23 protein-coding genes are annotated in these 23,303 nt (G+C 32.4%); 5 read left to right on the top strand and 18 right to left on the bottom strand.

Going from position 1 to position 23,303, the window contains the following annotated elements:
* Positions 1-34: 34 nt before the first annotated feature.
* Positions 35-967 carry a FecR family protein gene (locus ACTU6T_RS01585; RefSeq protein WP_460219511.1) on the top strand — a complete coding sequence of 311 codons (933 nt, stop codon included), beginning with the start codon at positions 35-37 and terminating at the stop codon, positions 965-967.
* The gene (locus tag ACTU6T_RS01580; RefSeq protein ID WP_460219510.1) at positions 964-3,261 is read left to right on the top strand and encodes a TonB-dependent receptor domain-containing protein; all 2,298 of its coding nucleotides are present in this window, start codon (positions 964-966) and stop codon (positions 3,259-3,261) included. Before ACTU6T_RS01585 ends, ACTU6T_RS01580 begins: the two co-directional genes overlap by 4 nt.
* A gap of 38 nt (positions 3,262-3,299) precedes the next feature.
* Here ACTU6T_RS01580 and ACTU6T_RS01575 read toward each other — a convergent pair whose 3' ends face one another.
* The 9 genes from ACTU6T_RS01575 to ACTU6T_RS01535 all read right to left on the bottom strand — a co-directional run bounded on the left by ACTU6T_RS01575 (position 3,300) and on the right by ACTU6T_RS01535 (position 11,428).
* A complete protein-coding gene (locus tag ACTU6T_RS01575) occupies positions 3,300-3,872 on the bottom strand; it encodes a hypothetical protein (RefSeq protein ID WP_460219509.1) in 573 nt (190 codons plus the stop codon).
* Positions 3,873-3,892: 20 nt separating this feature from the next.
* Positions 3,893-4,543, bottom strand: a complete 651-nt coding sequence (locus ACTU6T_RS01570; RefSeq protein WP_460219508.1) for a hypothetical protein — start codon at positions 4,541-4,543, stop codon at positions 3,893-3,895.
* A gap of 64 nt (positions 4,544-4,607) precedes the next feature.
* Positions 4,608-5,939: a DUF58 domain-containing protein gene (locus tag ACTU6T_RS01565; protein ID WP_460219507.1), complete on the bottom strand. Its 1,332-nt coding sequence runs from the start codon at positions 5,937-5,939 to the stop codon at positions 4,608-4,610.
* Entirely contained in the window at positions 5,936-6,469 is a 534-nt protein-coding gene (locus tag ACTU6T_RS01560) for a hypothetical protein (protein WP_460219506.1), read from the bottom strand. The genes ACTU6T_RS01565 and ACTU6T_RS01560 overlap by 4 nt, the downstream gene beginning before the upstream one ends.
* 2 nt (positions 6,470-6,471) lie before the next feature.
* Complete coding sequence (locus ACTU6T_RS01555; protein ID WP_460219505.1) at positions 6,472-7,569, bottom strand: AAA family ATPase; 1,098 nt, start codon at positions 7,567-7,569, stop codon at positions 6,472-6,474.
* Between the two features lie 3 nt (positions 7,570-7,572).
* The gene (locus ACTU6T_RS01550; protein WP_460219504.1) at positions 7,573-8,778 is read right to left on the bottom strand and encodes a DUF4350 domain-containing protein; all 1,206 of its coding nucleotides are present in this window, start codon (positions 8,776-8,778) and stop codon (positions 7,573-7,575) included.
* Positions 8,775-9,530 (bottom strand): DUF4129 domain-containing protein, encoded by a 756-nt coding sequence (locus ACTU6T_RS01545; protein WP_460219503.1) that lies wholly within the window; start codon positions 9,528-9,530, stop codon positions 8,775-8,777. The genes ACTU6T_RS01550 and ACTU6T_RS01545 overlap by 4 nt, the downstream gene beginning before the upstream one ends.
* Complete coding sequence (locus ACTU6T_RS01540; protein ID WP_460219502.1) at positions 9,523-10,464, bottom strand: hypothetical protein; 942 nt, start codon at positions 10,462-10,464, stop codon at positions 9,523-9,525. The genes ACTU6T_RS01545 and ACTU6T_RS01540 overlap by 8 nt, the downstream gene beginning before the upstream one ends.
* Complete coding sequence (locus ACTU6T_RS01535) at positions 10,451-11,428, bottom strand: stage II sporulation protein M (RefSeq protein WP_460219501.1); 978 nt, start codon at positions 11,426-11,428, stop codon at positions 10,451-10,453. The genes ACTU6T_RS01540 and ACTU6T_RS01535 overlap by 14 nt, the downstream gene beginning before the upstream one ends.
* A 23-nt stretch (positions 11,429-11,451) precedes the next feature.
* On the opposite strand from ACTU6T_RS01535, the gene ACTU6T_RS01530 reads away from it, so the two are divergent.
* Positions 11,452-12,195, top strand: a complete 744-nt coding sequence (locus ACTU6T_RS01530; RefSeq protein ID WP_460219500.1) for an RDD family protein — start codon at positions 11,452-11,454, stop codon at positions 12,193-12,195.
* Complete coding sequence (locus tag ACTU6T_RS01525) at positions 12,195-12,800, top strand: trimeric intracellular cation channel family protein (RefSeq protein WP_460219499.1); 606 nt, start codon at positions 12,195-12,197, stop codon at positions 12,798-12,800. Before ACTU6T_RS01530 ends, ACTU6T_RS01525 begins: the two co-directional genes overlap by 1 nt.
* Before the next feature lie 7 nt (positions 12,801-12,807).
* Here ACTU6T_RS01525 and ACTU6T_RS01520 read toward each other — a convergent pair whose 3' ends face one another.
* The 9 genes from ACTU6T_RS01520 to ACTU6T_RS01480 all read right to left on the bottom strand — a co-directional run bounded on the left by ACTU6T_RS01520 (position 12,808) and on the right by ACTU6T_RS01480 (position 22,620).
* Complete coding sequence (locus tag ACTU6T_RS01520) at positions 12,808-14,103, bottom strand: leucine-rich repeat domain-containing protein (protein ID WP_460219498.1); 1,296 nt, start codon at positions 14,101-14,103, stop codon at positions 12,808-12,810.
* Positions 14,104-14,161: 58 nt separating this feature from the next.
* Entirely contained in the window at positions 14,162-14,677 is a 516-nt protein-coding gene (locus ACTU6T_RS01515) for a TlpA family protein disulfide reductase (protein ID WP_460219497.1), read from the bottom strand.
* Between the two features lie 61 nt (positions 14,678-14,738).
* Positions 14,739-15,281: a DinB family protein gene (locus ACTU6T_RS01510; RefSeq protein ID WP_460219496.1), complete on the bottom strand. Its 543-nt coding sequence runs from the start codon at positions 15,279-15,281 to the stop codon at positions 14,739-14,741.
* Between the two features lie 65 nt (positions 15,282-15,346).
* Positions 15,347-16,240 (bottom strand): DUF6882 domain-containing protein, encoded by an 894-nt coding sequence (locus ACTU6T_RS01505; protein WP_460219495.1) that lies wholly within the window; start codon positions 16,238-16,240, stop codon positions 15,347-15,349.
* A gap of 130 nt (positions 16,241-16,370) precedes the next feature.
* Positions 16,371-17,186 (bottom strand): DUF3179 domain-containing (seleno)protein, encoded by an 816-nt coding sequence (locus tag ACTU6T_RS01500; protein WP_460219494.1) that lies wholly within the window; start codon positions 17,184-17,186, stop codon positions 16,371-16,373.
* Between the two features lie 725 nt (positions 17,187-17,911).
* Entirely contained in the window at positions 17,912-18,691 is a 780-nt protein-coding gene (locus ACTU6T_RS01495) for a DUF6090 family protein (RefSeq protein WP_460219493.1), read from the bottom strand.
* Between the two features lie 115 nt (positions 18,692-18,806).
* On the bottom strand, positions 18,807-19,445 hold the full coding sequence (locus tag ACTU6T_RS01490; RefSeq protein WP_460219492.1) for a T9SS type A sorting domain-containing protein: 639 nt from the start codon (positions 19,443-19,445) through the stop codon (positions 18,807-18,809).
* 217 nt (positions 19,446-19,662) lie between these two features.
* Positions 19,663-21,816: a M3 family metallopeptidase gene (locus ACTU6T_RS01485; RefSeq protein WP_460219491.1), complete on the bottom strand. Its 2,154-nt coding sequence runs from the start codon at positions 21,814-21,816 to the stop codon at positions 19,663-19,665.
* A 96-nt stretch (positions 21,817-21,912) separates the two neighbouring features.
* On the bottom strand, positions 21,913-22,620 hold the full coding sequence (locus ACTU6T_RS01480) for a peptidylprolyl isomerase (RefSeq protein ID WP_460219490.1): 708 nt from the start codon (positions 22,618-22,620) through the stop codon (positions 21,913-21,915).
* Between the two features lie 6 nt (positions 22,621-22,626).
* Between ACTU6T_RS01480 and ACTU6T_RS01475 the strand changes: the two genes are divergently transcribed.
* Positions 22,627-23,268 (top strand): NUDIX hydrolase, encoded by a 642-nt coding sequence (locus ACTU6T_RS01475; RefSeq protein ID WP_460219489.1) that lies wholly within the window; start codon positions 22,627-22,629, stop codon positions 23,266-23,268.
* The last annotated feature ends 35 nt before the right edge of the window (positions 23,269-23,303 follow it).

Raw genomic sequence — 23,303 nt, 5'->3', positions numbered from 1 at the left:
TTTAAACTTACAGTTGTCTTAATATTAGAAAACGATGAAAGTACAAGATTTAAATAACGATAATGAACGATTTTTAGCCCAATGGCTATCAGGTGATCTATCTGATCAAGAGTTGAAAGCATTGGTTTCTGAAGGCGATTTTCAATTGTTTTTAAAGCTTAGAAAAGGCATTGAAGCTTATGAAGTTTTAGAATCACCAACAGATGCTTCGTTTAAGAAAATACAGAATCGTATGTCCTATAAGCCGAGTGAAGATAAAGTTCGGAAACTTAAAGCTAATACTTGGCTTATTGGAATAGCTGCATCAATTGTTTTGTTTTTTGGGTTATTCTCGTTACTTAGTGATGATGTTATAAGTGTCAATACCAATTTTGGAGAGCAAAAAACAATTGCCTTGCTAGATGGATCAGAAGTGATATTAAACTCTAAATCTACCTTGACTTATGATAAAGAAAAATGGAAGCTTAATCGTAGTTTGACACTAAATGGAGAAGCCTATTTCAAAGTAAAAAAAGGGAGCGATTTTACAGTAAATACTGAAAATGGAACGGTTAAAGTTTTAGGAACTCAATTTAATGTGAATTCTGTAAGCGATTTGTTTGAAGTGGTTTGTTTTGAAGGAAAAGTGAGTGTACATACCAAGGCCGAAGATTATACATTGTTGCCAGCAAATTCTATTAGACGCATTAATGGTCATGAGGTTGAGCAATGGAATACCAAATCACTAAGCCCAACATGGATTGAAGGGGAGAGTTCGTTTAAAAGTGTACCACTGTCATACGTGATTTCTGCTTTAGAAGCGCAATATAATATTACAATTGATTCAAATTCAATAGATCAGTCTATTATTTATACAGGAAGTTTTACTCATAAAGATTTAAACACTGCACTAAAAACAGTTTTTAAATCGTTACAAATACAATATATTGAAAAAGAAAGCGGTCATATACATTTGAGCACAAAGTGAAAAACATTATTTTTATTTTACTAATGCTACCAGCTATAGCCTTTTCGCAAGAAGAGGCTAAATTGTTATGTGGTTTTGATAAACAGAAACTCGAAGATGTATTTGATACTATTGAAGATATTTTTGACGTTCGGTTTTCGTATAACGATGCATCTATTGCTCATAAAACAATTAGCTTAAAACGAGAAAAACGTACTTTAAAAGAACTGCTTAGCGCAATTGAGATACAAAGTGGTTTACGGTTTGAAGTGTTAGCCAATCGATATGTTATAGTAAATAAGGTTGACTATAATGTAAATGTTCAAGAGCTAGATAAAATTATTCTTAATAGTTACCTCACCAAAGGTATATCTAAACAAAAGGACGCATCCTATCAAATAGACCTCACGAGTTTAGGAATTTTGCCAGGGCTTACAGAGCCCGATGTTTTAGAAAGTATCCAATTGTTACCAGGAGTTGTTAGCCCAAACGAAACAGCCTCTGGTTTTTTAGTAAGAGGCGGGAAAATAGATCAAAATCGGTTATTGTGGGATGGTATAAATATGTATCATAAAGGGCATCTTTTTGGTATGATTTCTCCGTTTAATCCTAATGCCACTAAACATGTTGCTTTTATAAATAAAGGAGCGCATCCAAGATATGGTGAACGTGTTTCTAGTGTGATTTCTATGTCCACAACAACAAAAGTAGCAGATCAAGTACATGCTCAAGTTGGGTTTAATGGTATTAATGGGGATGCATATTTAGATTTTCCTATTATTGATAATCGGTTAAGTGTCCAAGCTTCAGTGAGATCTAGTTTTACAGATATTTATCAGTCATATACATTTAATAGGCTTGCCGACAAAGTTTTTGAAAGTACTAAAATTGAAAATGGTGATAATCCAAATAATGATTTTAATTTTTTAGATTATAACATTAAGTTAAACTATCATCACAATGAAAATAATCGGTTTTATGCTAGCTTGATTTCTATAGATAATGCTATGGATTATACTGTGAGTGATATAGAAACTAACGAAACTTTTAATGATCGCTTATCCATTAAAAATGTGGGTTATGGCTTAGGTTGGGATAAAATTTGGACAGCCGATTTAAAGCAGAAAACCTCTGCATATTTTTCTGATTATGATTTGAATTATAACTTCATAGTGTCTCAAAATGGTACGCAAACTTCTGATTTTGAGAAACGAAATGTGATTTTTGATTCTGGTATTTCAACAGAGTTTCAATACACTATAAGTGATAATAATATTGCGAATTTGGGTTATCAGTATGCATTGAAGGATGTTGGTTATGCGTTTTTAAATACGACTGATGTGTCTTTTATTTTAGACGAAGATAAATCTGTGATACAAACCCATAGTTTGTTTGCAAATTATGAATACAAAAGCCCAAAATGGATTGATGTATCACTTGGTTTAAGAGCTACTTATTTTGACGAACTCGATTCCTACAGATTAGAACCACGATTGTTATTATATAAGCAGCTTTTAAGAAATGTAAAACTTCAAGTCTCAGGCGAAATTAAGAATCAAGTTATTAGTGAAATCGATGAAACTATTATAAGTGATTTATCGCTAGAAAATCGCTTGTGGAGATTAGCTAATGGTGATCAGTTTCCTATTATTAACAGTAAGCAAATTTCTGCAGGTTTTATTTTTGCAAATAAAGGATGGACGATAGATGTTGATAATTATTACAAAACATTAGACAATGTTACTGCTTTGTCCTTGGGGTTTTTAAATCCAACCAATAGTCAGTTTAATATTGGTGAACAACGTGTTTATGGGATTGATCTTTTTTTGAGAAAACGATTTAATGGTTTTAATGCCTGGATAAGTTATTCGTTTAATAATGCTGAAAGTCGATATGAAAACCTTAACGAGAACAGTTATTTCACATCGAGATCTAACGTAAGACATGCGTTGTCGACTTCATTGAGTTATAAGGTTTCAGATTTTCAAATTGCTTTAGGTTGGCGTTGGCAAACGGGTAAGCCTTATACTGAATCGTCTGATGGGGTTGATGGATTAGAATTTAACAATGGAATTAATACCAAGCGTCTGCCAGATTATCATCGTTTAGATTTGTCTTCAACCTATAAGTTTAAGTTTTCTAGCGACAGTAAATTGAGGGCTAAAGTTGGTTTTTCTATTAGAAATGTATACGATAAAGAGAATTTAATAAGTCGGGAATATCGAGGAAATAATGGGTTAAGTAGTGAGATTGAAACTATTGATCGGTTTGGGATTGGATTTACTCCAAATTTGATGTTTAGATTGTATTGGTAAGTTTTTATACTTAGACTTTGCATTAAAGCTACAGGTAGTTAGTCCAAAGGAAACGAAAACCCTATCGCTGCTGCTCCTGCAAATTGCTCTACCGATGGATGCATATAATAGGTAAATGCAAAATCCCAATTATGTTTTCGCCCTAATGCTAAACCCAAAGTTACAGGAATGTGTAGTAACACACCTTTTTGTTCGAGATTTGTTTCTGGTGTTATAGTTTCAAATGACCCAATAGATGCGCCAATTCCAGTTTCTAGATAGGGAGCAACCCAAGGGATTGGTATTGCTACTCTAAATTTTCCGCCTAATAAGAAGGCTTTTGAGGTGACCTTGTATCCAGCTTCATTAATTTCCAAATCACTGTTATCTTCAGAGGTTAGAATAAGTCCAGCATAAGGACGTACACCAAACCATTTTGATATGGCTATTACATATTCTCCTTGAGCATAGAATCCATAACCAGAAATATCTACATCTTCATAAGGAGCACTTACACCAAAGCCAATGGAGGCATTAATAAATTTACCTGTTTGAGGTTGAGCGTTAACATTTTTACATAGTAAAAAAGAAAAACATAGTAGTGTAAAGTAGTAGTTGAGGTTTTTCTTCATTTTATGATGTTTGTTGAGTTTTATAAGTCATTTGTTGCATTGATATAAAGACTAATGATTTCTGCAACGTCTTTTTTCTTGAATTCTTTCTTTAAAACACGATCTACAAGATTTGGGGCTTCAGTTAGGTGTAATTTTGTTCCTTTTTTAATACCGCCTAAATGCCCAGTCATATAAAATAAATTTGCAACCGATTTATCTCTTTTCTTTATGTAGTAAGCTACAGTTGGGAAGTCTTGACCATAATTGTATCTGTATAATAAACCTAATTCACCATCACTTTTATCAACTTTATAAGCACCTGATTCTACATAAAACGTCACATAATCATTTTTTGCACTTACTAATAGTAATGAGGATGTTGATGGTTTTTCTCTTTTCATATGAAGAATACATTTGGTGTTCTCATAGAGGTAGGCATTGCCATTTTCAGAATATACAACCACAGATGCTATGGCATCACGTTTTATTTTTTCTACTTTTCCTTTTTCTGAAATTTTATAAACGACTCTTTTTTGTTTAGGGTTATTGGGAACTTTAACTAATCCAGATTTAACTGTGCCATTGGATAAAGTAATGTCACCTTTCCAAAAAGGGTTTGTATTAATATTTTGAGATACCATTACATTGGCACTTAATAGAAACGCGAAGATGCATATTAATTTCTTCATGATTTTGGATTTGATGGATGACTAAAATAATAAAAAAAAACAGAAAGAGAATTCTTACTACGTATTATAACAAACCTCGAGCTTTAATTTCTAAATATTTATTTATGGTATCAATAGTTAGGTTTTCAGGAGAGGTTAAAATGGATTGAATACCATATTTCTGAAGCTCGTTTACAATCAGCCGTTTTTCAAAAGCAAATTTTTCGGCGATGACTTTGTCATAAGCTTGTTGCACAGTTTCGGCTTTTTCAGTAATTAAGGTATTAAGCTCTGTATTTTTAAAGAAAATCACAACGAGTAAATGATTCTTAGCAATACCTTTTAAATAAGGTAGTTGTCTATGTAATCCATCTAATGTTTCAAAATTGGTGTACAATAGCATCAAACTTCGATGGGTAATATTTCTTTTGCAATCGGCATACAGTCGACTATAATCACTTTCGTAGAAATCGGTAGAAGTATTATATAATGTTTCAAGTATCAAATTCATCTGTGAAGTGCGACGCTCAGCAACCACAATATTCTCGACCTTTTTTGAAAACGCTAAAATTCCAGCTTTATCTTGCTTTTTTAGTGCTACATTAGAAATCACTAAAGCAGAGTTAATCGCATAATCCAACAGTGTAAGTCCGTCAAACGGCATTTTCATCACACGACCTTTATCGATTATAGAATATACAGGCTGTGATTTTTCATCCTGAAATTGGTTGACCATCAACTGATTTCTCTTAGCAGTAGCTTTCCAGTTAATTGTTCTTAAATCATCTCCTAGAACATAGTCTTTAATTTGTTCAAACTCCATGGTATGTCCAATTTTTCTAATCTTTTTAATACCATATTGCTGAAGATTATTACTAATTGCCATGAGGTCGTACTTTCGTAATTGCATAAAACTTGGATAGGTAGGAACCATGGCATTGTCATCTGCAGTAAAACGACGTGCAATCAATCCGAAAACAGAAGTGACATAAATATTTAATTTTCCGAAGTGATATTCACCACGTTCTACGGGGCGTAATTTATATTCTAATTCGGTAGTACTTGAAGCTGATAACTTTCGTTCAATACTGAAATCACGAACTTGAAATTGTTCAGGAATTTCATCAATAATTTTTATATGAACATCAAAAGTGTAATAATTGTGGATGACTAAGTTTACTGGATTTTGATCTCCATTAGAGAATTTTTCAGGTAATAAGCGCTTGCCTTTAACACCATTTTGGGCAGCAAATAATATAATGGTGTCTAAAATTGTAAGTGTGACTAGCAGAAGTAGCAATAATTTGACAACAGCAAACCCTCTAGGAAAAATAAAACTCAATACAAACAGCACCATGATGGTAATGCATGCATAAAAGAATCTGTTTTGTAAATAAAAAGGTTTAATACGTTTCAAATTACTGTATTATTTGTTTTTCTAATTTTTAAATCGGTGTCATAGCTCATGTTACCTAAGCTATCTTTTTTGTGGGTAATATCTATGTCGTATGTATGTCCGTACATTTTACACAGATCGTCGACTACATGTTTTCTTTTTTTAGCAATATTAAGATTGGTGCGATATAAATTAAGAGGTGCGAAAGCAAATCCTAAAGCAGCAAGACCAATGGTCATGATGATAATTGGAATTGTAGATATCACTCCTTTCTCTAAAATAAATTTTCCCAGTAAGAAACCTCCAAGTATAATTACGACTGCAAGAATAGAATACATAATGACATGACCAACAGTGTCTGTTTTTGTTTTCAAAACAGATTCGTATTTAATATTTACATCTTCTATTTCATTTTTAAATTCAGTATCCAATTTAATTACACCGCATTTATGTTGAAATTCAGGTTTTTTGTTCGTTAAACCACAAAGTGTACCTGTCTTAAAATCAACAATTTTATGATCACAAATTTTACAATGTTGGGTGAGTTCCATTATTATCTAGGTATTTCTACGGCTTCAATAATTTGTTTAATGATTTGTTTGGTTGTCACACCTTCCATTTCGCGTTCTGGAGTTACAATAACGCGATGTTGCAATACAGGTATGGCAGCGCGTTTAATATCTTCAGGCGTTACGAAATCGCGTCCAGACATGGCTGCAAAGGCCTTGCTGGCTTTTAATATTGCAATAGATGCTCTAGGTGAAGCGCCTAAATATAAAAACGGATTATTACGTGTGTTGATTATCATATTTGCGATATACTCAATAAGATGAGATTCGATAATGATTTGGTCAACTAAACCTTGAAATTTATTGATTTGAGCTTTATTAAGATGGGCTTTTACTTGGTCTGTTTTAACAGCACCTTGTAAATTTTGTTCTCGGTTTAGTATCTCAACCTCTTCCTCTAGATTCGGATAGTCAATATCTATTTTGAATAAGAAACGGTCTAACTGAGCTTCAGGTAAGCGATACGTTCCTTCTTGCTCTACTGGGTTTTGAGTTGCCAAAACAATAAATGGTAAATCCATTTTAAATTTATTCCCATCAATAGTAATTTGACGCTCTTCCATGACTTCAAATAGAGCGGCTTGTGTTTTAGCAGGTGCTCTATTAATTTCATCAATAAGAATCATATTAGAGAAGATAGGGCCTTCTTTAAATTCGAACTCTGAATTTTTCATATTAAAAACCGATGTTCCTAAGATATCACTAGGCATCAAATCTGGTGTAAATTGTATCCTGCTAAAATCAATATCTAAAGATTTGGCGAGTAACTTAGCAGAAATGGTTTTGGCAACACCTGGAACACCTTCAATGAGTGAATGGCCATTAGCTAGGATAGAGGCGATGAGCATATCTATCATACCTTTTTGACCAACAATGACTTTACTAATTTCATTTTTTATAAGTGCAATACCATCTTGAAGTTCTGATAAATCAATTCGATTTTTAAAACTAAGATCAGTTTCGGTTTCTGATTGTGGTGCTATTTCAGAACTGTTTGGAGTATCTCCACCTAATAATGACTCATCAAACTGATTGTTTTTAGGTGTTGGGTCTTCGTTCTGGTTATTGTCTAAATGTTCCATAGTTTATGTAGTGTAAAAATCTTCGATTGCTGTATTTAAACGTAATAAATCACCTTCGTTACAGGCTGTTTTTGCTTTTAAATATACAATTTGGTTAATTAATGTTTTGATATCGTTGTCGTCTTTTCCTGATTTTTTTGCTAGATTTTTTACGAATTTGTCATCTAATATCTGCGTATCTAAATAATAGACGCGACGTATATATTCTAGGAAGTAAGTGATCTTTTTATCTATTAGGTTGTCATGGTCTTTGGTTTCGTAATACAAATTACCAATCGTTTTTGTAAAATCGACTGTAGTATTCTTTAAAGGAACTTTAACGTTTACAATGCGTTGCTTACGTTTGGCATTAAAAATCATAAAAATCACAGTGGTGATTAGTGCTAAATACCACGCCCAACGTAAAGGTGGTTGACTTAAAACAAACCTTAAAGGAGAGTCTCCTGGTCCACCTCTTCTATTTGCAGCTTTATTTCTAGAATCGAAATAAATGGTGTCGTCACTAAGATAAGACATGATACTTGCTGCGTATTTGTAATTCTCTTTTTTTAACAAGTGGTAGTTTGTAAATACAATTGGTTGAACATGCAAATAAAATTGTCCGTCACCCCAAGGTATCTTAACAAAATTGGTATATGTGCTGTCATCAAATTTTTGACGACCTAGTATGGTGGTTCTGTCAGTGTCAATTTTAGAAAAATAAATATTACTCAAACCTTTTTCTATGGTAATAGAGTCATTTTCAAACATAGGATTTGTAAATGTAAATTCTCCTTTGCCTTTAAACGTAAATTCATTTTTAGTATCAAATCCGAGGGAATCTAAAAGTTTATCAGGAAAATAATTACTTGCAATAAATATATCATTTCCATAAGAGGCAAAATCAAGTAACTCCTGAGCTGAAGCATTGTCAATGTTAGGAAAATCATCGATTACAACATATGTTCCAGTAGTGAGATAAGTACTGTCTTCCCAGCTGTAATAGTCATCAAAAAACTCATAAGGTGTTACTTTAATTGAGTTGACTTTACTGTCTGGGAATAAATTATTTAGTTCTTCATGAAAAACATATGTTCCATAGGGGATTTTATGGGTTTCGTTATAGGTTTTTCTCCAATCAACAGGAGGTGGAGTTGAGAACTCAATAGCTATAATTCCTACAAAGAGTAGAATTAAAATTCCTAGATATATTTTTAGTGTTTTACTCATTTCTTAATGGTATTTAAAAATTGAGTAAAAGCATCTTTTGCTTTTAGAAATTGGTGGTCATCAATATCAAATTCGCCATACCAAATATAATTGTATAAATAGGATGTATAGGAAAAATCGTCTTGAATAGATGAATTGCTTAATTCAAGATAATAATCACTATTAGTTTTTTCTACATCATATTCAATTAGTTCTTTTTCTGAGAGTGTTTTAAGTAACCATAGGTAATAATATCTGATGGCTAATCTATAATTGTTGTCTTTTTCAGCATCTTTTATCAGAGATTCAAAATCGGTTTCATAAATATTATTTTCAATATCAGTAACCGGAATAATGCTCTTATCATTTGATTTTCCAAAAATCCAATTACCTTCTTTATTCATAATGGCTTTTACAATAAAAAATATAACTAAAAGGAATATGACAACGTAAAATATTTTTAAAGCGATATCAGTTACGTCAGCGGCTTTTGCGTCTGAGTTGATATCAAATAAATCTTTAAAAAAATCGGAAAGCCATTGTTTAAATCTTGTCCACCATCCCGAGTTTTCTACAGTACGCTCATATATGAACTCTTCACCATTATACTTGTCTTTAAGATTATCATATTCTCGAATTGAATAAGGTTCGGTATCAGATGAGGATGAATTTGTGTTTTGAAGTCCTATAGTTTGATAAAGAGTAGTAGCATTACCAAGAAATGATAGGCTTAAAAGGATAATGACGATATGTAGCTGAAACCAATTACGCACCAGATCCAATTAGGTCAATATCACTTTTTGTATTGATGTTTTCGTTGTCTTCTTTAAGGCTATAATACACTACCCCTTGATTGAGTTGCACAATTACATTTAAAATACTGCCAAAAAGAAAACTTAAGAGAAATATAGCGAGCATCATTATGGTCATTGTTTTTTGCACTGTCATTGGTTCAGGAACCGAGTTAGTTTCAATTTCTGTAAAAAGATTTACCATACCAAAAACATAAGGTATAAGCGCAATAACGTTTTGCACGATATAACTCATTAAATAGAAGAGGCCAACACAACCAATCGCTGCCCAAAATTTAGAACTCATCATCCTCCAAGCGTATCCAAAACTGTCCCAAATTCCTTTTTTGTTATCCAAATATTCTATAAGTGTTCCTTGGTAAAATAAACTCACAGCACCAATAACTAAAGGCATAGCAAGAAATCCTATAATGGTAATTGCTAGAACAAAAATTAATAGACCAACACCAATTATCAAAGGAATGGCAATTATAATTCCACTGATGAGAAAAATAAAAATTTTCCCAATGTTAGATTTATATACGCTTATAATATCTGAAGCATTAAACCCTTTACCATTATGCTGATTATAAAGTTTCAAATAAATTGGCACAAATGAATAGGATATGACTGCAGCTGCCAATCCAACAACAATAAAAAGTATGAGAAGTAAAATAAAAACACCAGAATTTTGGTTCATATAATCATCTAATGCATTATTGCTGCCATACAATACACCACCAAAAAGTATTTCGGTGTAAAATTTGCTCATGAAATACCCAATGATAATAAGGATTAATAGGAACATTCCATTAACAATGAAAAAGTGTTTAAATAGGTGTTTTCCATTTTGCTTTAAAAACGCAAAGGTATCCTGAAAATATTCACCAAAACTTCGGGACTTATAGAGTTGCATAGGTTGCTTTTATTTTTCTGTTGACTATAAAAGGATATATTAAGTAATAAAATGATATCAAGCTAAGCGTAAATAATATAATGCCTACAGATAACCAATTGGGCATTGTGTTAGAAAATCGAGTCACATAGCCTTCAAGAAATCCAGCGGCAATCGTAAACGGAAATGTACTAATTAAAATTTTCACTCCATTTTTCACGCCCATTTTAAAAGAGATCATTCTAGAATATGTTTTAGGAAATAAAATACTAGCACCTAATATTAAACCTGCTGCGCCTTCAATAACGATGGCGAATATTTCCATTGAACCGTGAATCCAAATCCCTCTAACGCTTTCCCAAAGTACACCTTCTTGATAGAAAAAGTATTGGAAAGCACCAACCATAATGCCATTGTACAGTAAAACTAATCCTGTTCCTAATCCGCCAAAAACACCATAAATAAAGGATTTGATACCTACGTAGAGGTTATTGAGCGTTATTCCAATAAAACTTCCCCAATTGCTACCACTTTTATAGACAGCAACAGGGTCACCAGCTTCAATATTTTCTAAAGTATCGTTCACATAACCATCCCCTAAAATTAACCGCACAAAGGAATCATCATAAGCAGCAGACAAGGCTCCAATAGATACAAAGCTTAAAAAAATGATAAACGCATAGAGTACATAGCGTCTATATTCATAGACAATTAAAGGAACTTCAATTTTCCAGAAATGAACAAAACGATTAGTATCTTCACGCTTGGTTTTGTAAATTTTTTGAAAAGCTTTAGCCGCTAAGTTGTTTAAATAAAGAATTGTTTTACTTTTGGGATAGTAAGTTTGGGCGTAAGATAAGTCATTTACTAACTGAATATAGAGTGAAGCGAGTTCATCGGGATTTTTAAGGGTTTTTCCAAAAATAGCCTTTTCAAAATTGAGCCATTTTTCCTTATTTTGTTTAATAAAAGCCACTTCTCTCATACGCTTTCAAATTAAAGCAATTAATGGTAGAGTTACAAATAAATACCACACAAAACGTTAATATCAATTTCATCGCTGCTAGTGTAGGCGAACGTATATTGGCCTATATTATTGATTTGATAATTAAGATCGCTTATGTTGTTGTTACCTATCAAATCATGTTCAATTTATTTAATATTGATGAATTTATTGAGGATATGGATCAATGGTCGCAAATTGCAATTGTTGTTTCTTTTTATCTTCCAGTTGTTTTTTACTCGTTAATTTTTGAGACCTTTCTTGACGGTCAAACTATTGGGAAGCGTATTATGAAAATTAAAGTGGTTAAGATAGATGGTTATCAAGCGGCTCTAGCAGATTATTTAGTACGTTGGATATTTAGGATTGTTGACTTAAATATGATGTCTGGTGTTGTGGCACTTATTGCCATTGTAACAAGTAAAAAGAGTCAGCGTTTAGGAGATATGACCGCAGGGACTTCGGTAATTACCTTAAAGAATAACGTTAATATTAGTCATACAATTTTGGAGGAGTTAGATGATAGCTATACACCAACTTATCCAAATGTGATTAAGCTATCCGATAATGATGCACGTATTATCAAAGAAACCTATGTGAGAGCAAAAGCTGCTCGCGATTATGAGACTCTAATAAAGTTGCGAAAGAAAATTATTGAGGTGGTAGAGATTAAAGACTTCAATGATACCGATATTCAGTTTATAGATACTATTCTTAAAGATTATAATTATTATACCCAAGGCATGTGATGTTTTTTCAAATTGTCGATATTTTAGGAACTATAGCTTTTGCAATTTCTGGTGTTCTTGTGGCATTAGATAAGCGTATGGACGCTTTTGGAGTATTAATTATTGCTTTTGTAACTGCCGTGGGAGGAGGAACCTTACGTGATGTTATGGTTGGTGTGAATCCTGTATCATGGATGACGAATATGACTTACGTTTATGTAATTGTGGCCTCTGCTGTTTTTGCTGTTGTACTTCGGAAAAAAATAAATTACTTACGTCGATCACTCTTTTTGTTTGATACTATAGGTATTGGATTATACACTGTTGTTGGTATAGAAACAGGAATTGTTGCAGGTTTACATCCTATTATTTGTATTGCACTAGGAACGATGACAGCTTGTTTTGGTGGTGTACTTCGTGATATTTTGTGTAACGAAATCCCTGTGATTTTTAGAAAAGAGATTTATGCTACTGCTTGTATTTTGGGTGGCTTGACTTATTTTTTACTTCGGAAATTCGTAGCAGATACTAATTTTATCTTTGTTATTGCTGGTCTTGTAGTAATTATTATAAGATTACTTGCTGTTAAGCTGAAGATTAGTTTACCTAGTTTGTATAAAAATTAAATACCCTTTAGTTTTGATAGTCGATACTTAATCGATCGCAATGTTTCAAAAATTTCTCAATTTTTTTCTTTTCTTTATTACTTATATTATTGTGGTCTAAATCAATATCATACAGTTCAGGAAGTTGTTCTAAAGATTTTGGAATTGTTTTTAACTTATTATTATCTAGCCTAAGTCGTTTTAATTTTGGGAGACTACTTAATTCTTTTGGTAGAGTCTTAATTTGATTATTATGAAGTATAAGTGTTTTTAAGTTTTTGAGTTTTTCAACACTTTTAGGGATTTGAGTAATGTTATTACCATAAAGTTTTAAAGATTGAAGGTTTGGCAATTCTGTAACAATTTCGGGAAACTCTAAAAAAATATTATTGCCTAAGTCTATACGTTTCATTGCTGTAAGCTTACTAAACGAATTAGGTAATGAAGTCATTTGATTTCTTGTAAGTAATAATTCTTCTAGGTTTTTAAGGTCTCCAATACTTTCGGGTAATGATTTGAAATTTCTGTTTTTATATAAAGCTATAAACTCTAATTGACTTAAATTGCCAATGCTTTCAGGTAAAGTTTCTAATTCATTGTTAGACAAATCCAAGCCTGTTAGATGTGTTAAATCACCAATAGAAACAGGAAGTTCTTTTATTTTGTTGTTTTGAATAAATATGAGGTCTAATGCTTGTAGCTTTCCAATGTTAGGAGATATATAATTAATCTGGTTATCGGTAGCTCTAAAGATTTCTAAATACTCCAAATTTGAAATATTGTCGGGGATTTCTGTGAGGTAGTTTTTGTCAACATCTAAAAATGTTAGTGCTGTCATTTCAAATACACTTTCTGGTATGTCATGAAAATGATTACGACCAATAGATAATTTCGTTATATTTTTTAATTTGGAATAATTATTAGGGAGGTAATCCAATTCATTTTCGTACAAAATGAGTTCTTTTAGGTTGTTTAAATCACCTATACTCTTAGCTATTGTATAAATGGCATTGCTTTTTGCGTAAATATATTCAAGATGTTTTAACTCTCCAATCCATTCAGGAATTTCGGTAATGTTATTGCGAGCAAAGCGAAGACTCTTTAGATTTTTAAATTTCAATATATCTTTTGGAAGTTCATCTAGGTTTTGCTTTCCTAGTTCTAAATTGTAGACCAAATGTGGAGTTTCTAACGCTTCAGAAAGAGAAAAATAATATTTATCTTCTTGAGAAAAAGAATTGAAATAAGACAAAAAGAGGAGGATAGCTAACGAAATAAGTTTAGCTGTAGGCGCGAATTGGATTTTAGTTGTTTTTGAAATCATTACAATTTTGAAATAACTATTACTGTATGCTTTAAAAATAGTTTTGAAGTAAAAAGAGTTAATTCTTTAAAAGTGATTTGATTTCCTTGACAAGCTTATCTACACTATCATCAGCATAGCCTGTGGACGCATATTGAATAACACCATCTTTATCAATTAAAAAGTTCTTAGGGATATATTTAGTGGCATATTCATCCCAAATACTTTTGTCTGGATCTAAACCGACGTTAAAGTCAATGCCTTTGGTTTTGAGGCTTTCCATTTTCTGCTTTACAAGAAATTCATTTTCGCCTCTGGAAATAGGAATAAACACAAAATCATCTGTAGCAAAAGGTTTTAAAACTTTGTCTGGAAGCTCTTTAAATTCCATTAAACAAGGCCCACACCATGTTGCCCAAAAATTGATAAGCACAACTTTTCCTTTTAAATCTGAAAGTGTTAAGGTTTCTCCATCTAGCATTTGAACCGTAAAATCTGCAGCCTTGTCACCAACCTTGAGCTTGGCACCTTTATTAGATTGTGCAAATACAGTAAAACTTGATAGTGTTAATAATAAAATAAAAAGATGTTTCATGGTTTTGGGCTTTTGATAATACTAAAATAGTAAAAGAAAATTAATAGTAAAATTATATAACTTACTGAAACAAAACATATCTAGGAGGTACAATACCGTTGAGCCTCAAATACACAAGCATTTGACCTCTATGATGCGTAATATGATCTGCGAGTAAGGAAAAGATTTGTCGTTTAGATCGTTTCAAACCAAAATAGTCTAACTCATCATTTAGTTGAGAGGTGTCAAATGTTTTAATAAAGTTAATGGTTTTGTTAAATGTCTCGTTTATTAATGCAATCATATCTTTTTTAGATTTATCTGCAACTTTAAAGACGGTATCAGTTTTCCAATCTCTGGATTTTCGTCCACCTAATAAAGACTGGCTGTGCCAATCCATTGCATAGCCTATATGTAACAAGTTTTCGGCAAAGCTTAAAGATTCTGGTGTTGCTTTAAAACTATAGGTGTCTTCAGGCATCATTTCGGCTACAAGAATTAAATATTGACGTGAGTTTTCTAGACGCTCGAGATAATCTTCTATAAAGTCATTTTGTTGCGCCAATAGAGGAGAGGTTGAACAACTGAATAGTATAATGCTTGCAATGATAATTAGGCGTTTCATAGTAGTAAATTTTATGTGTGTATACTCTGTTTAAGGGTTAATCTATTATATCCAGTAGTATGATTTTAATATTCGTTTATGATCACTTTATGTCCAGTAGCGATTACATCTATTTCATAGGCATAAGATTGAGTTGTCCAACCCAAATCTGTCGTGTACATTACAAAATGTCTACCATCATCAAATTTGAATTCTTTCCATTCAAGAATTGATTTTTCATCAAAATCACAAGGCCATGATAATGATGGAAAAAAGTAGGGATCTTCATTTAGCCAATATTTTAGATGAACAGCTTTAATTTGTTTAAACGCTTCATCTAAACTTATGTTGTCTTTATTATACTGTTTATTGACGTTGAGTTTTTCGTTATGGAATTTTTTTATAAGATCAATATATTGCGGAACTTGAAGCGGTATTGTATGGTTATTAGGTTCAATAACGAAATGTTCTTGTTTTTCTTTGAAAACCTTGATGTTTAAAAGCGCATAATACATTATTGTATTGTCTTGACGCTGAGTATCAAAACCATTTGCATTCAATAGATAGCTAAAAAGAGCTAATAAATTGGTGTTGAATTCTGTTGAAGATTTAAATTTATTCTTTTGATATGCTCTAGGTAAAGTTGTTCTAAATGATGCTACTTTGTCATTTAGATGGTCATGGATCGACGAGTTTTTATCTGCCCATAAAAAGGTTTTGTCATCAAGATTGAATGTTCCCAAAATTTTAGGCGTAGCAATTACCTCGTAGCCATTTTCTTTTACTGTATATTTTACTTCTCCTTTATTTTGATCAAACAGATATTGATTTGTAGGTTGCATTTGCCACACAATTCTTTGATACATATTTCTTAAATTCATATCAGAGTTGGCCTCAGAGAATTTTGCATCCAATTTGGATTGACCTTTAGAAAAAAATGAAAACATAATGAAGAGCGTTGTTATGATGGTTTTTTGCATTCTGTTTTTTTAGTTATTTATAATGACTAGGTTTAAGATAGTAAAACGAAAGGTCATTTGGGGAATTTATAGCATTCTCCAAAGTTTAAGAAGGACTTAGTAATGAACAATACATCATTATTGGGAAACATTATTGGTTTTCTTTCGAAAAGTTGTCTATTATAGAAGTTACATCTTCTATTTTTTTCCATTCCGTTGGTCTTTCAAAATCCTGTCCTGACTTAAGAACTTTTGCGCTAGGATAATTATCTCGTATGTTTTTCCAAGTAGTATCGCTCCATTTGTTTTTATTCATCTCAATAAGCTTTACATTCTTTAAAGGCCCAGAAACAGCTTTTCCAATCAGTGGCCACCAAAGGCTTTCAGTTTCTCTATCCCAAAATACAAATCCATCCAATCCATTCCAAACATCTTTGTCATAGTAGGTGTATCCGCTTAATGCAAATGTAAGTTCTTTATCTCCATAGTTTCGTTCATAAATGGCACCTAAATCTGCTAATATGCAATACGCAGCCATAATGGGTTGCCCGTCTAAAACGTCATTTACAATTTCGTGTCTTGTTAGGTCTTTGACAGAATAAGCCTTGATGTCATTACCAGATTTTGCAAGTAAAAATCTCGTGCTATCTGCCCAAATTTTGTTTGCTTCATTGACTGAAATGAATTCTGGTTTTAATAATGCTGGAAATCTTTCACGACCAATTCCGTAATGAAACTGTTCATCTTTGAGTAGATAGTCAGTTATGTTAAAGTGTTGATTTTTATGTTCTCCACCATATAACATTTTCTTCCCATCAACCTCGAAAAACTTTCCATTTTCAAGAGCAACTGGACGTTTCTTTTTGACAACTTCTTCGGTCTCTTTTGGCTTTATGTCTTTTTTAGCTTCATGATCTTTACATCCTATTAAAAGGAGTATTGCTGCCGAAAAAATAATTTTTTTCATAATATACATTCTAATGTTTGTCAATGGGTTCTTGTAAGGGTTGTCGTATTGGTTAGGTTAAAGTTAATAAAAGGAAACGAGCGATTAGGGAAATCCGCAGGATTTTCCGAGTTTAAGTAGAATGAGTAATTAATTATACACGTTGTTGGGCTTGGTTTTTTGCTGTTTTTTGTATGTGATAGTAAGAGAGATGACATATATTAAACAAACAATTAACATTGTCACAAGTTGAACAATTCCATGAGGAAACCTTTGGATGTATCCAAATGAAAAATCAAAATATAAGGCTTGAATATTGAATACATAAATGAAACTATACCAAATTGTAATCAATATGAGTGGACTCATTGCGTAAAAAACAATTTTCTTAAAATCCGTCTCAAAAGAAAACTTTTTGATTGTTAAAATTGGAAGTGTGAAAAACCAAGTCTTAACTGAATAACCAATTACTGACCAAATCAGAATCGCCAAGAAACTTTTTAATTCAAAATTCAGCAAATTAAGTGTAAATATTATTAAAATCAGATTAAGAAATATTCCGATTAGATTTAAAGTTAAATATGTTCTTTTTTTAATCATTTGAATTTAGTCCAACGTGTTCGAGTATAGTTTGTTGCGTTCGTTATAACTAAGTTAACAAAAGAAAACGAACCAGAGGAAAATCTATTGGGTTTTCAGAGTGTAAGTAGGACTAGTAATTGACTATGTACGCTGTTGCGCTTTCGTTATTTGTTTTTCTTAAATTCTTGGTCAATTTGGAATAATAAATCTTTTGAATTGTTTTTTAATTCATCGAATAGATTAATAAAAGCTTTATGTTTGTCAATATAGACAATTATAACGTCCTCTAAACTTTGAAATTGTGAATTGGATGGATTATTAATGAATTCAAAGTCTTTCATTCGAAACGTTCTCTCATTGAAAATTTTTGTCCACTCTTTTGGATTTCTTGTAATTTTTATAGCTCCTGGATAAGCACCGACATGATTAGCCATAAGATCTCTGGAAAATTCATTAAACTCTTTAATATAATTGACTTTGGACTCTATTAATCTATAATAATCAATCATCGCTTTTTTTAAAGTTGGATTGGAAATAAAATTTAATTTTCCAGAACTTACGAGTTCCCTGTAGGTATTGTCCTGAATAGTAAGGTATTCAGAATACCATAATGGAATATTCATCAAATCTCTACATTCATCAATAGAGTTTTGTACTTCATATATTTTTTGTAAAAATAAATTGTTCCGATTTATTAATAAATTAGCTCTATCGATTCTATTATTATAATAAAGAGCATCTTTTTTTAAATCTATTTTTAATCTTTTTAAATAGAGTGTTTCTTCTTTTTTCAGTTTGTTAGATTCATTCCAATTATTAATGCTTAAGGCAATTAAAATTCCAATAACTACAAGAATTATTTCTCCAACGGCGTAAGTCAGGTATTTTCCGAATTTATTTTCAGAGAGCAGTTTTTGTCTAATCTTTCTAAAGAATTTTATCATTGGTTGGGAATTTATCAGAAGAACAGTTTTTTACAGTCATTTAGACCAACTAGTAAAAAAAGTACTATAATTAGTTCAGGTAATAAACAAGTATTACATATGTTGTCATCTTATGTTATTTCTTCAACAGTTTTTTATGAAAAACTCTATTGTCAGTTTCGACTGCAATAAAATAAACGCCTTGATTTAAGTAAGAAATGTCAAATTCAATATTTTCGTTATGAAAATTATCTAATCTTATTATGATCCTACCAAAGCTATCAAATAAATAAATTCGTTTGAAGAATTTTTTTTCAACTTTTAAATTGACTTTTGTTGATGCAGGGTTAGGAAATATAATAAAACTTTCCTTTTTTAAACCTTCAAAATCATTGATTGATAAAGAGTTATATTCCGCACTAATTGAATCTGTATCTGTTACGACAGTTGAATCACATGTTGTAGAACCCAGTGACGATACAATGACATCAATATTAATAGTGTAATTACCACTATTAGTTAATGGGATAAAAAAGTCATTATCTTCTTGGTGATACGCTAAAGTGCCTTCATCTCTAAAACAAATTGAAAGATTTATTATATTATTTTCTATTGAAAAATCACTACTTAATAAACTAAACCCTTGAACCCAAAAAGTTTCAACATTTACATTTAAACCTCCTGTTATTTGTGAAGCAGAAGTGCTAGTTATATCTATTGCAAATGATGGTAAAGAAACTACCAATAGAATTAGAGGAAGCATTATTTTTTTCATTTTTCAAATATTTTATTGTGTTCAATTAACCAAAGTATAAAAGTAATTGTATTTGGCTAAAATATCCGTTAACAATTCAGATTAATAAATCTACTTTTAAAATTATTAACTTGAGACTGAGTAATGCTTTACAACATCTTTTATATCAATAAATATACCCCTTATCCTGAATATTATTATAGATAAGGGGTATTTTAATTATTAATTAGCTGTCTGTTTATTCTGCTTTAGGCACAGGGAAGCCACGATCACGCATCAAAGCTTCAATTTTTGCATCACGTCCTCTAAATTTACGATAAGCTTCAGCAGGATCCATAGAATTTCTTGGAGCAAATAAATACTTCACAAGTTTATCTGCAACTTCCTTGTCATAGAAACCTCCTGGTGCTTCTTTAAAGGCTTCCGAAGCATCACTAGTTAATACATCGGCCCACATGTAGCCATAATATGCTGTAGCATAACCTTCACCAGAAAAGACATGTCCAAAATGCGGTGTTCTATGACGCATTGGTAATTCTTTTGGCATATCAAGTTCGGCTAATGTCTCACGTTCAAACTTGTCAATATCTATATCAGTTGGATCTGCTAAGTGCAATTTCATATCAATTAAAGCAGAGGCCAAATATTCTGTAGTACCAAATCCTTGATTAAAGGTTGATGCATTTTTGATTTTTTCTACTAAAGCTGCTGGAATAGGCTCGCCAGTTTTATAGTGCACCAAAAACTGATTGATGACCTCGTCTGTTGATAACCAGCGTTCTAATAATTGCGACTGAAATTCTGTATAATCTCTTACTCCGCTATTTAAGGTTGGGTACTTTACATTACTAGAAAAGAAGTGTAATGCATGTCCAAATTCGTGGAAAAAAGTGGTGGCATCATCCCAAGACACTAAAACTGGTTCTCCTGGAGCTGGTTTAACAAAGTTTGAGTTGTTAGAAGCTAATACATTAGTTTCTCCTTCAAAAGATGTGTAACTTCTGTAGGTTGTAGCCCAAGCTCCAGATCGTTTTCCTTCACGAGCAAATGGATCTAAATACCATAAGCCAATGTGTTTTCCAGAATCTTTGTCGGTAACTTCCCAAACTTTAACATCTTCATGAAATACAGGGACCTTTCCTTCTTCAACAGGTGTAAATTTATAGTTAAACAAGCGTCCTGCTGTATAAAATAAGGCTTCAGTTAACTTGTCTAGTTGTAGGTATTGCTTAACTTCATCACTATCGAGATCATATTTTTGTTGCCTCACTTTTTCAGCATAGTAACGGTAATCCCAAGGTTCAATAGTAATATTATCACCATTGGCATCAGCAATAGCTTGCATATCTGCAACTTCTTCTGCGACTCTGGCAATTGCTGCAGGCCAAACTGCTTCCATAAGAGCCATGGCGTTTTCTGGTGTCTTTGCCATTCGATCTTGTAATCGCCATTGTGCATAATTATCGTAACCCAATAAGGCAACTCTTTCTTTACGGAGTTTTAAAATCTTAGCAATAATGGCATTGTTGTCATATTCATCACCATTGTCTCCTCGAGAATAGTAGTTTGTCCATACTACTTTTCGCAAATCACGTTCTGTAGAATAGGTGAGAAACGGATCCATTGACGATCTTGTATTGGTTATTGCATATTTGCCATCTTCACCTTTATCTGTAGCTATCTTTGCTGCCGATTTAATAAACGATTCAGACAAGCCACCCAACTGATTTTTATTCAAATACGTGACATAGTTTTCCTCATCGTGTAAGGTGTTGTTCGAAAATTTAGTGTATAAGGATGATAGCTCTTTATTAATCTCTGCGTAACGTTTTTTCTTCTCGGCATCTAAATTAGCACCATTCATTTCGTAACTCTTGTAAGTTAAATCAACCACTCGTTGTTGATCTGTAGGTAACGGATTGCTTTGTGAAGCCTCATAGACTGCTTTGATACGCTTAAAGAGTTTTTCGTTTTGCGAAATTTTTGAATTGTAATCAGATAGTTTTGGAGCCATTTCAGCTTGAATATCTCTAAATTCTTGAGACGACATATTACTACTTAAAATACCATAATAGGTAAATACATCATTCAGTTTCGCACCTGAAGCTTCTAAGGCTACTATCGTGTTTTCAAATGTTGGTGCATCAGGATTATTGGCAATCTCATCGACTTCTTTTAAACTAAGCTCCATACCTGTTTCCATAGCCTCTTGAATGTCGCTAGCTTCCATCTTGTCAAATGCTGGAACACCTTCATAAGGTCCTGTCCATTCTTGTAGAAGCACATTATCGTAACTCATAGCTGTTTGCTCTTCGGGTTTTGATTCTTCTTTGCAGGCTGCAAAAAGAACCAAGCTACATAAAACTGTAGCTTTTAGGGATTTTGAAATCATTAGAAAATTAATATTGGTTTTAAGGCCTGAAGGTACTTAAAAATGATGAGGTAGATTGTTGTGAATGTGTTAAAATCTGAAGACTTCAAAAACGCACTAATCTAAAATTTCTACGCGTTGTATATACACATTTTTTAGAGGCCAATCGGCATCATCTGTATCTACATTTGCAATTTTATCGGCTACATCGAGTCCGCGAATCACTCTTCCAAAGATGGTATAATCACCATCTAATTGATATACGTCTCTTAAGGTAATAAAGAACTCATAAGGTGAGGCCAATTTATAAGGATTGTCAATATCGCTACTCGGCATCGAAATCACGCCTCTATCATGACGAAAGCCTCGTTTGGTATCTGTTGGGAGTAAGTACTTGCCTATGTATCTACGTTTACGCATCACATCTCTGTCATCTGTACTTCCTCCTTGAATGATGTAATTTTCGATGACGCGATAAAACTGTGTGTTATCAAAATAGCCCTTTTTAGCAAGGTAAATGAAGTTAGATCGATGGAATTTTGTTTCATTAAATAACAAAATGTCAATATTTCCAAAGTCGGTTACAATACGCACTTTATTTTCTTTATGCACTTTGTCATACTGTAAAAAGAATTCCATAGCATTATCCTTAGTTAGTAGAAATGTGGAGTCTTTGTCTTCGGAAATGATCTCGTTTAGTGTTGTTTTAGGTTCTTCCTTAACTTGAGTAGAATCTAAGGTTTGTGTAGGGCTTTTCTTTTGAGATTGTTTATCTTCACAATTGAAAATTAGTAAGCTAATAGTGATAAGCACAAAAAATCTCATAAGGGAATGCATTTTGAAACGTTCATTAATTCGGTATCAAAAATAAAAAATCTAAATCTTCCAGGCGAAGACGCACAATTTAAAATGTCGCCACCTTTTCGAAAAGCATTGGTTGAAGAGAATAAGGCCAAAATGAAACATGCTAAAAAGGCTGGAGTAATGGCTTTGTTTTATCCTAGTCAAACTTTTGATACGCATTTAATTCTTATTTTGAGAAAAACTTACAAAGGTGTGCACTCAGCTCAAGTAGGATTTCCAGGAGGAAAACTTGAAAATGATGACCCAAATCTCGAATATACAGCACTTCGTGAAACTCAAGAAGAAGTTGGAGTAGCTATCGAAACCGTTGAGGTGTTGAAGTCCATGACACCCTTATACATTCCGCCAAGCAATTTTACCGTAGCTCCATTTTTAGGAATTACACACCATACACCAAAATTTGTAAAGCAAGATGAGGAGGTTGAAGATTTAATTGAAGTAAAGCTTTCCGATTTTATTGACGATTCTAATGAGACCCAAGTTGCAGTAATGACATCGTATGAGGTGGAAATTGAAGTTCCGGCATTTATGCTTAATGGTCATGTGGTTTGGGGAGCAACAGCAATGATGCTTAGCGAATTAAAAGACTTGTTAAAAAAGGTGCTGTAACCCTAAGTTTTTGTAAGTTTGTCTTTCCGCTTAAT

It is taken from the genome of Psychroserpens citreus (genome assembly GCF_055686305.1).
Note: the sequence above shows the minus strand (reverse complement) of the source record. Positions and strands in the feature narration are given on the sequence as shown.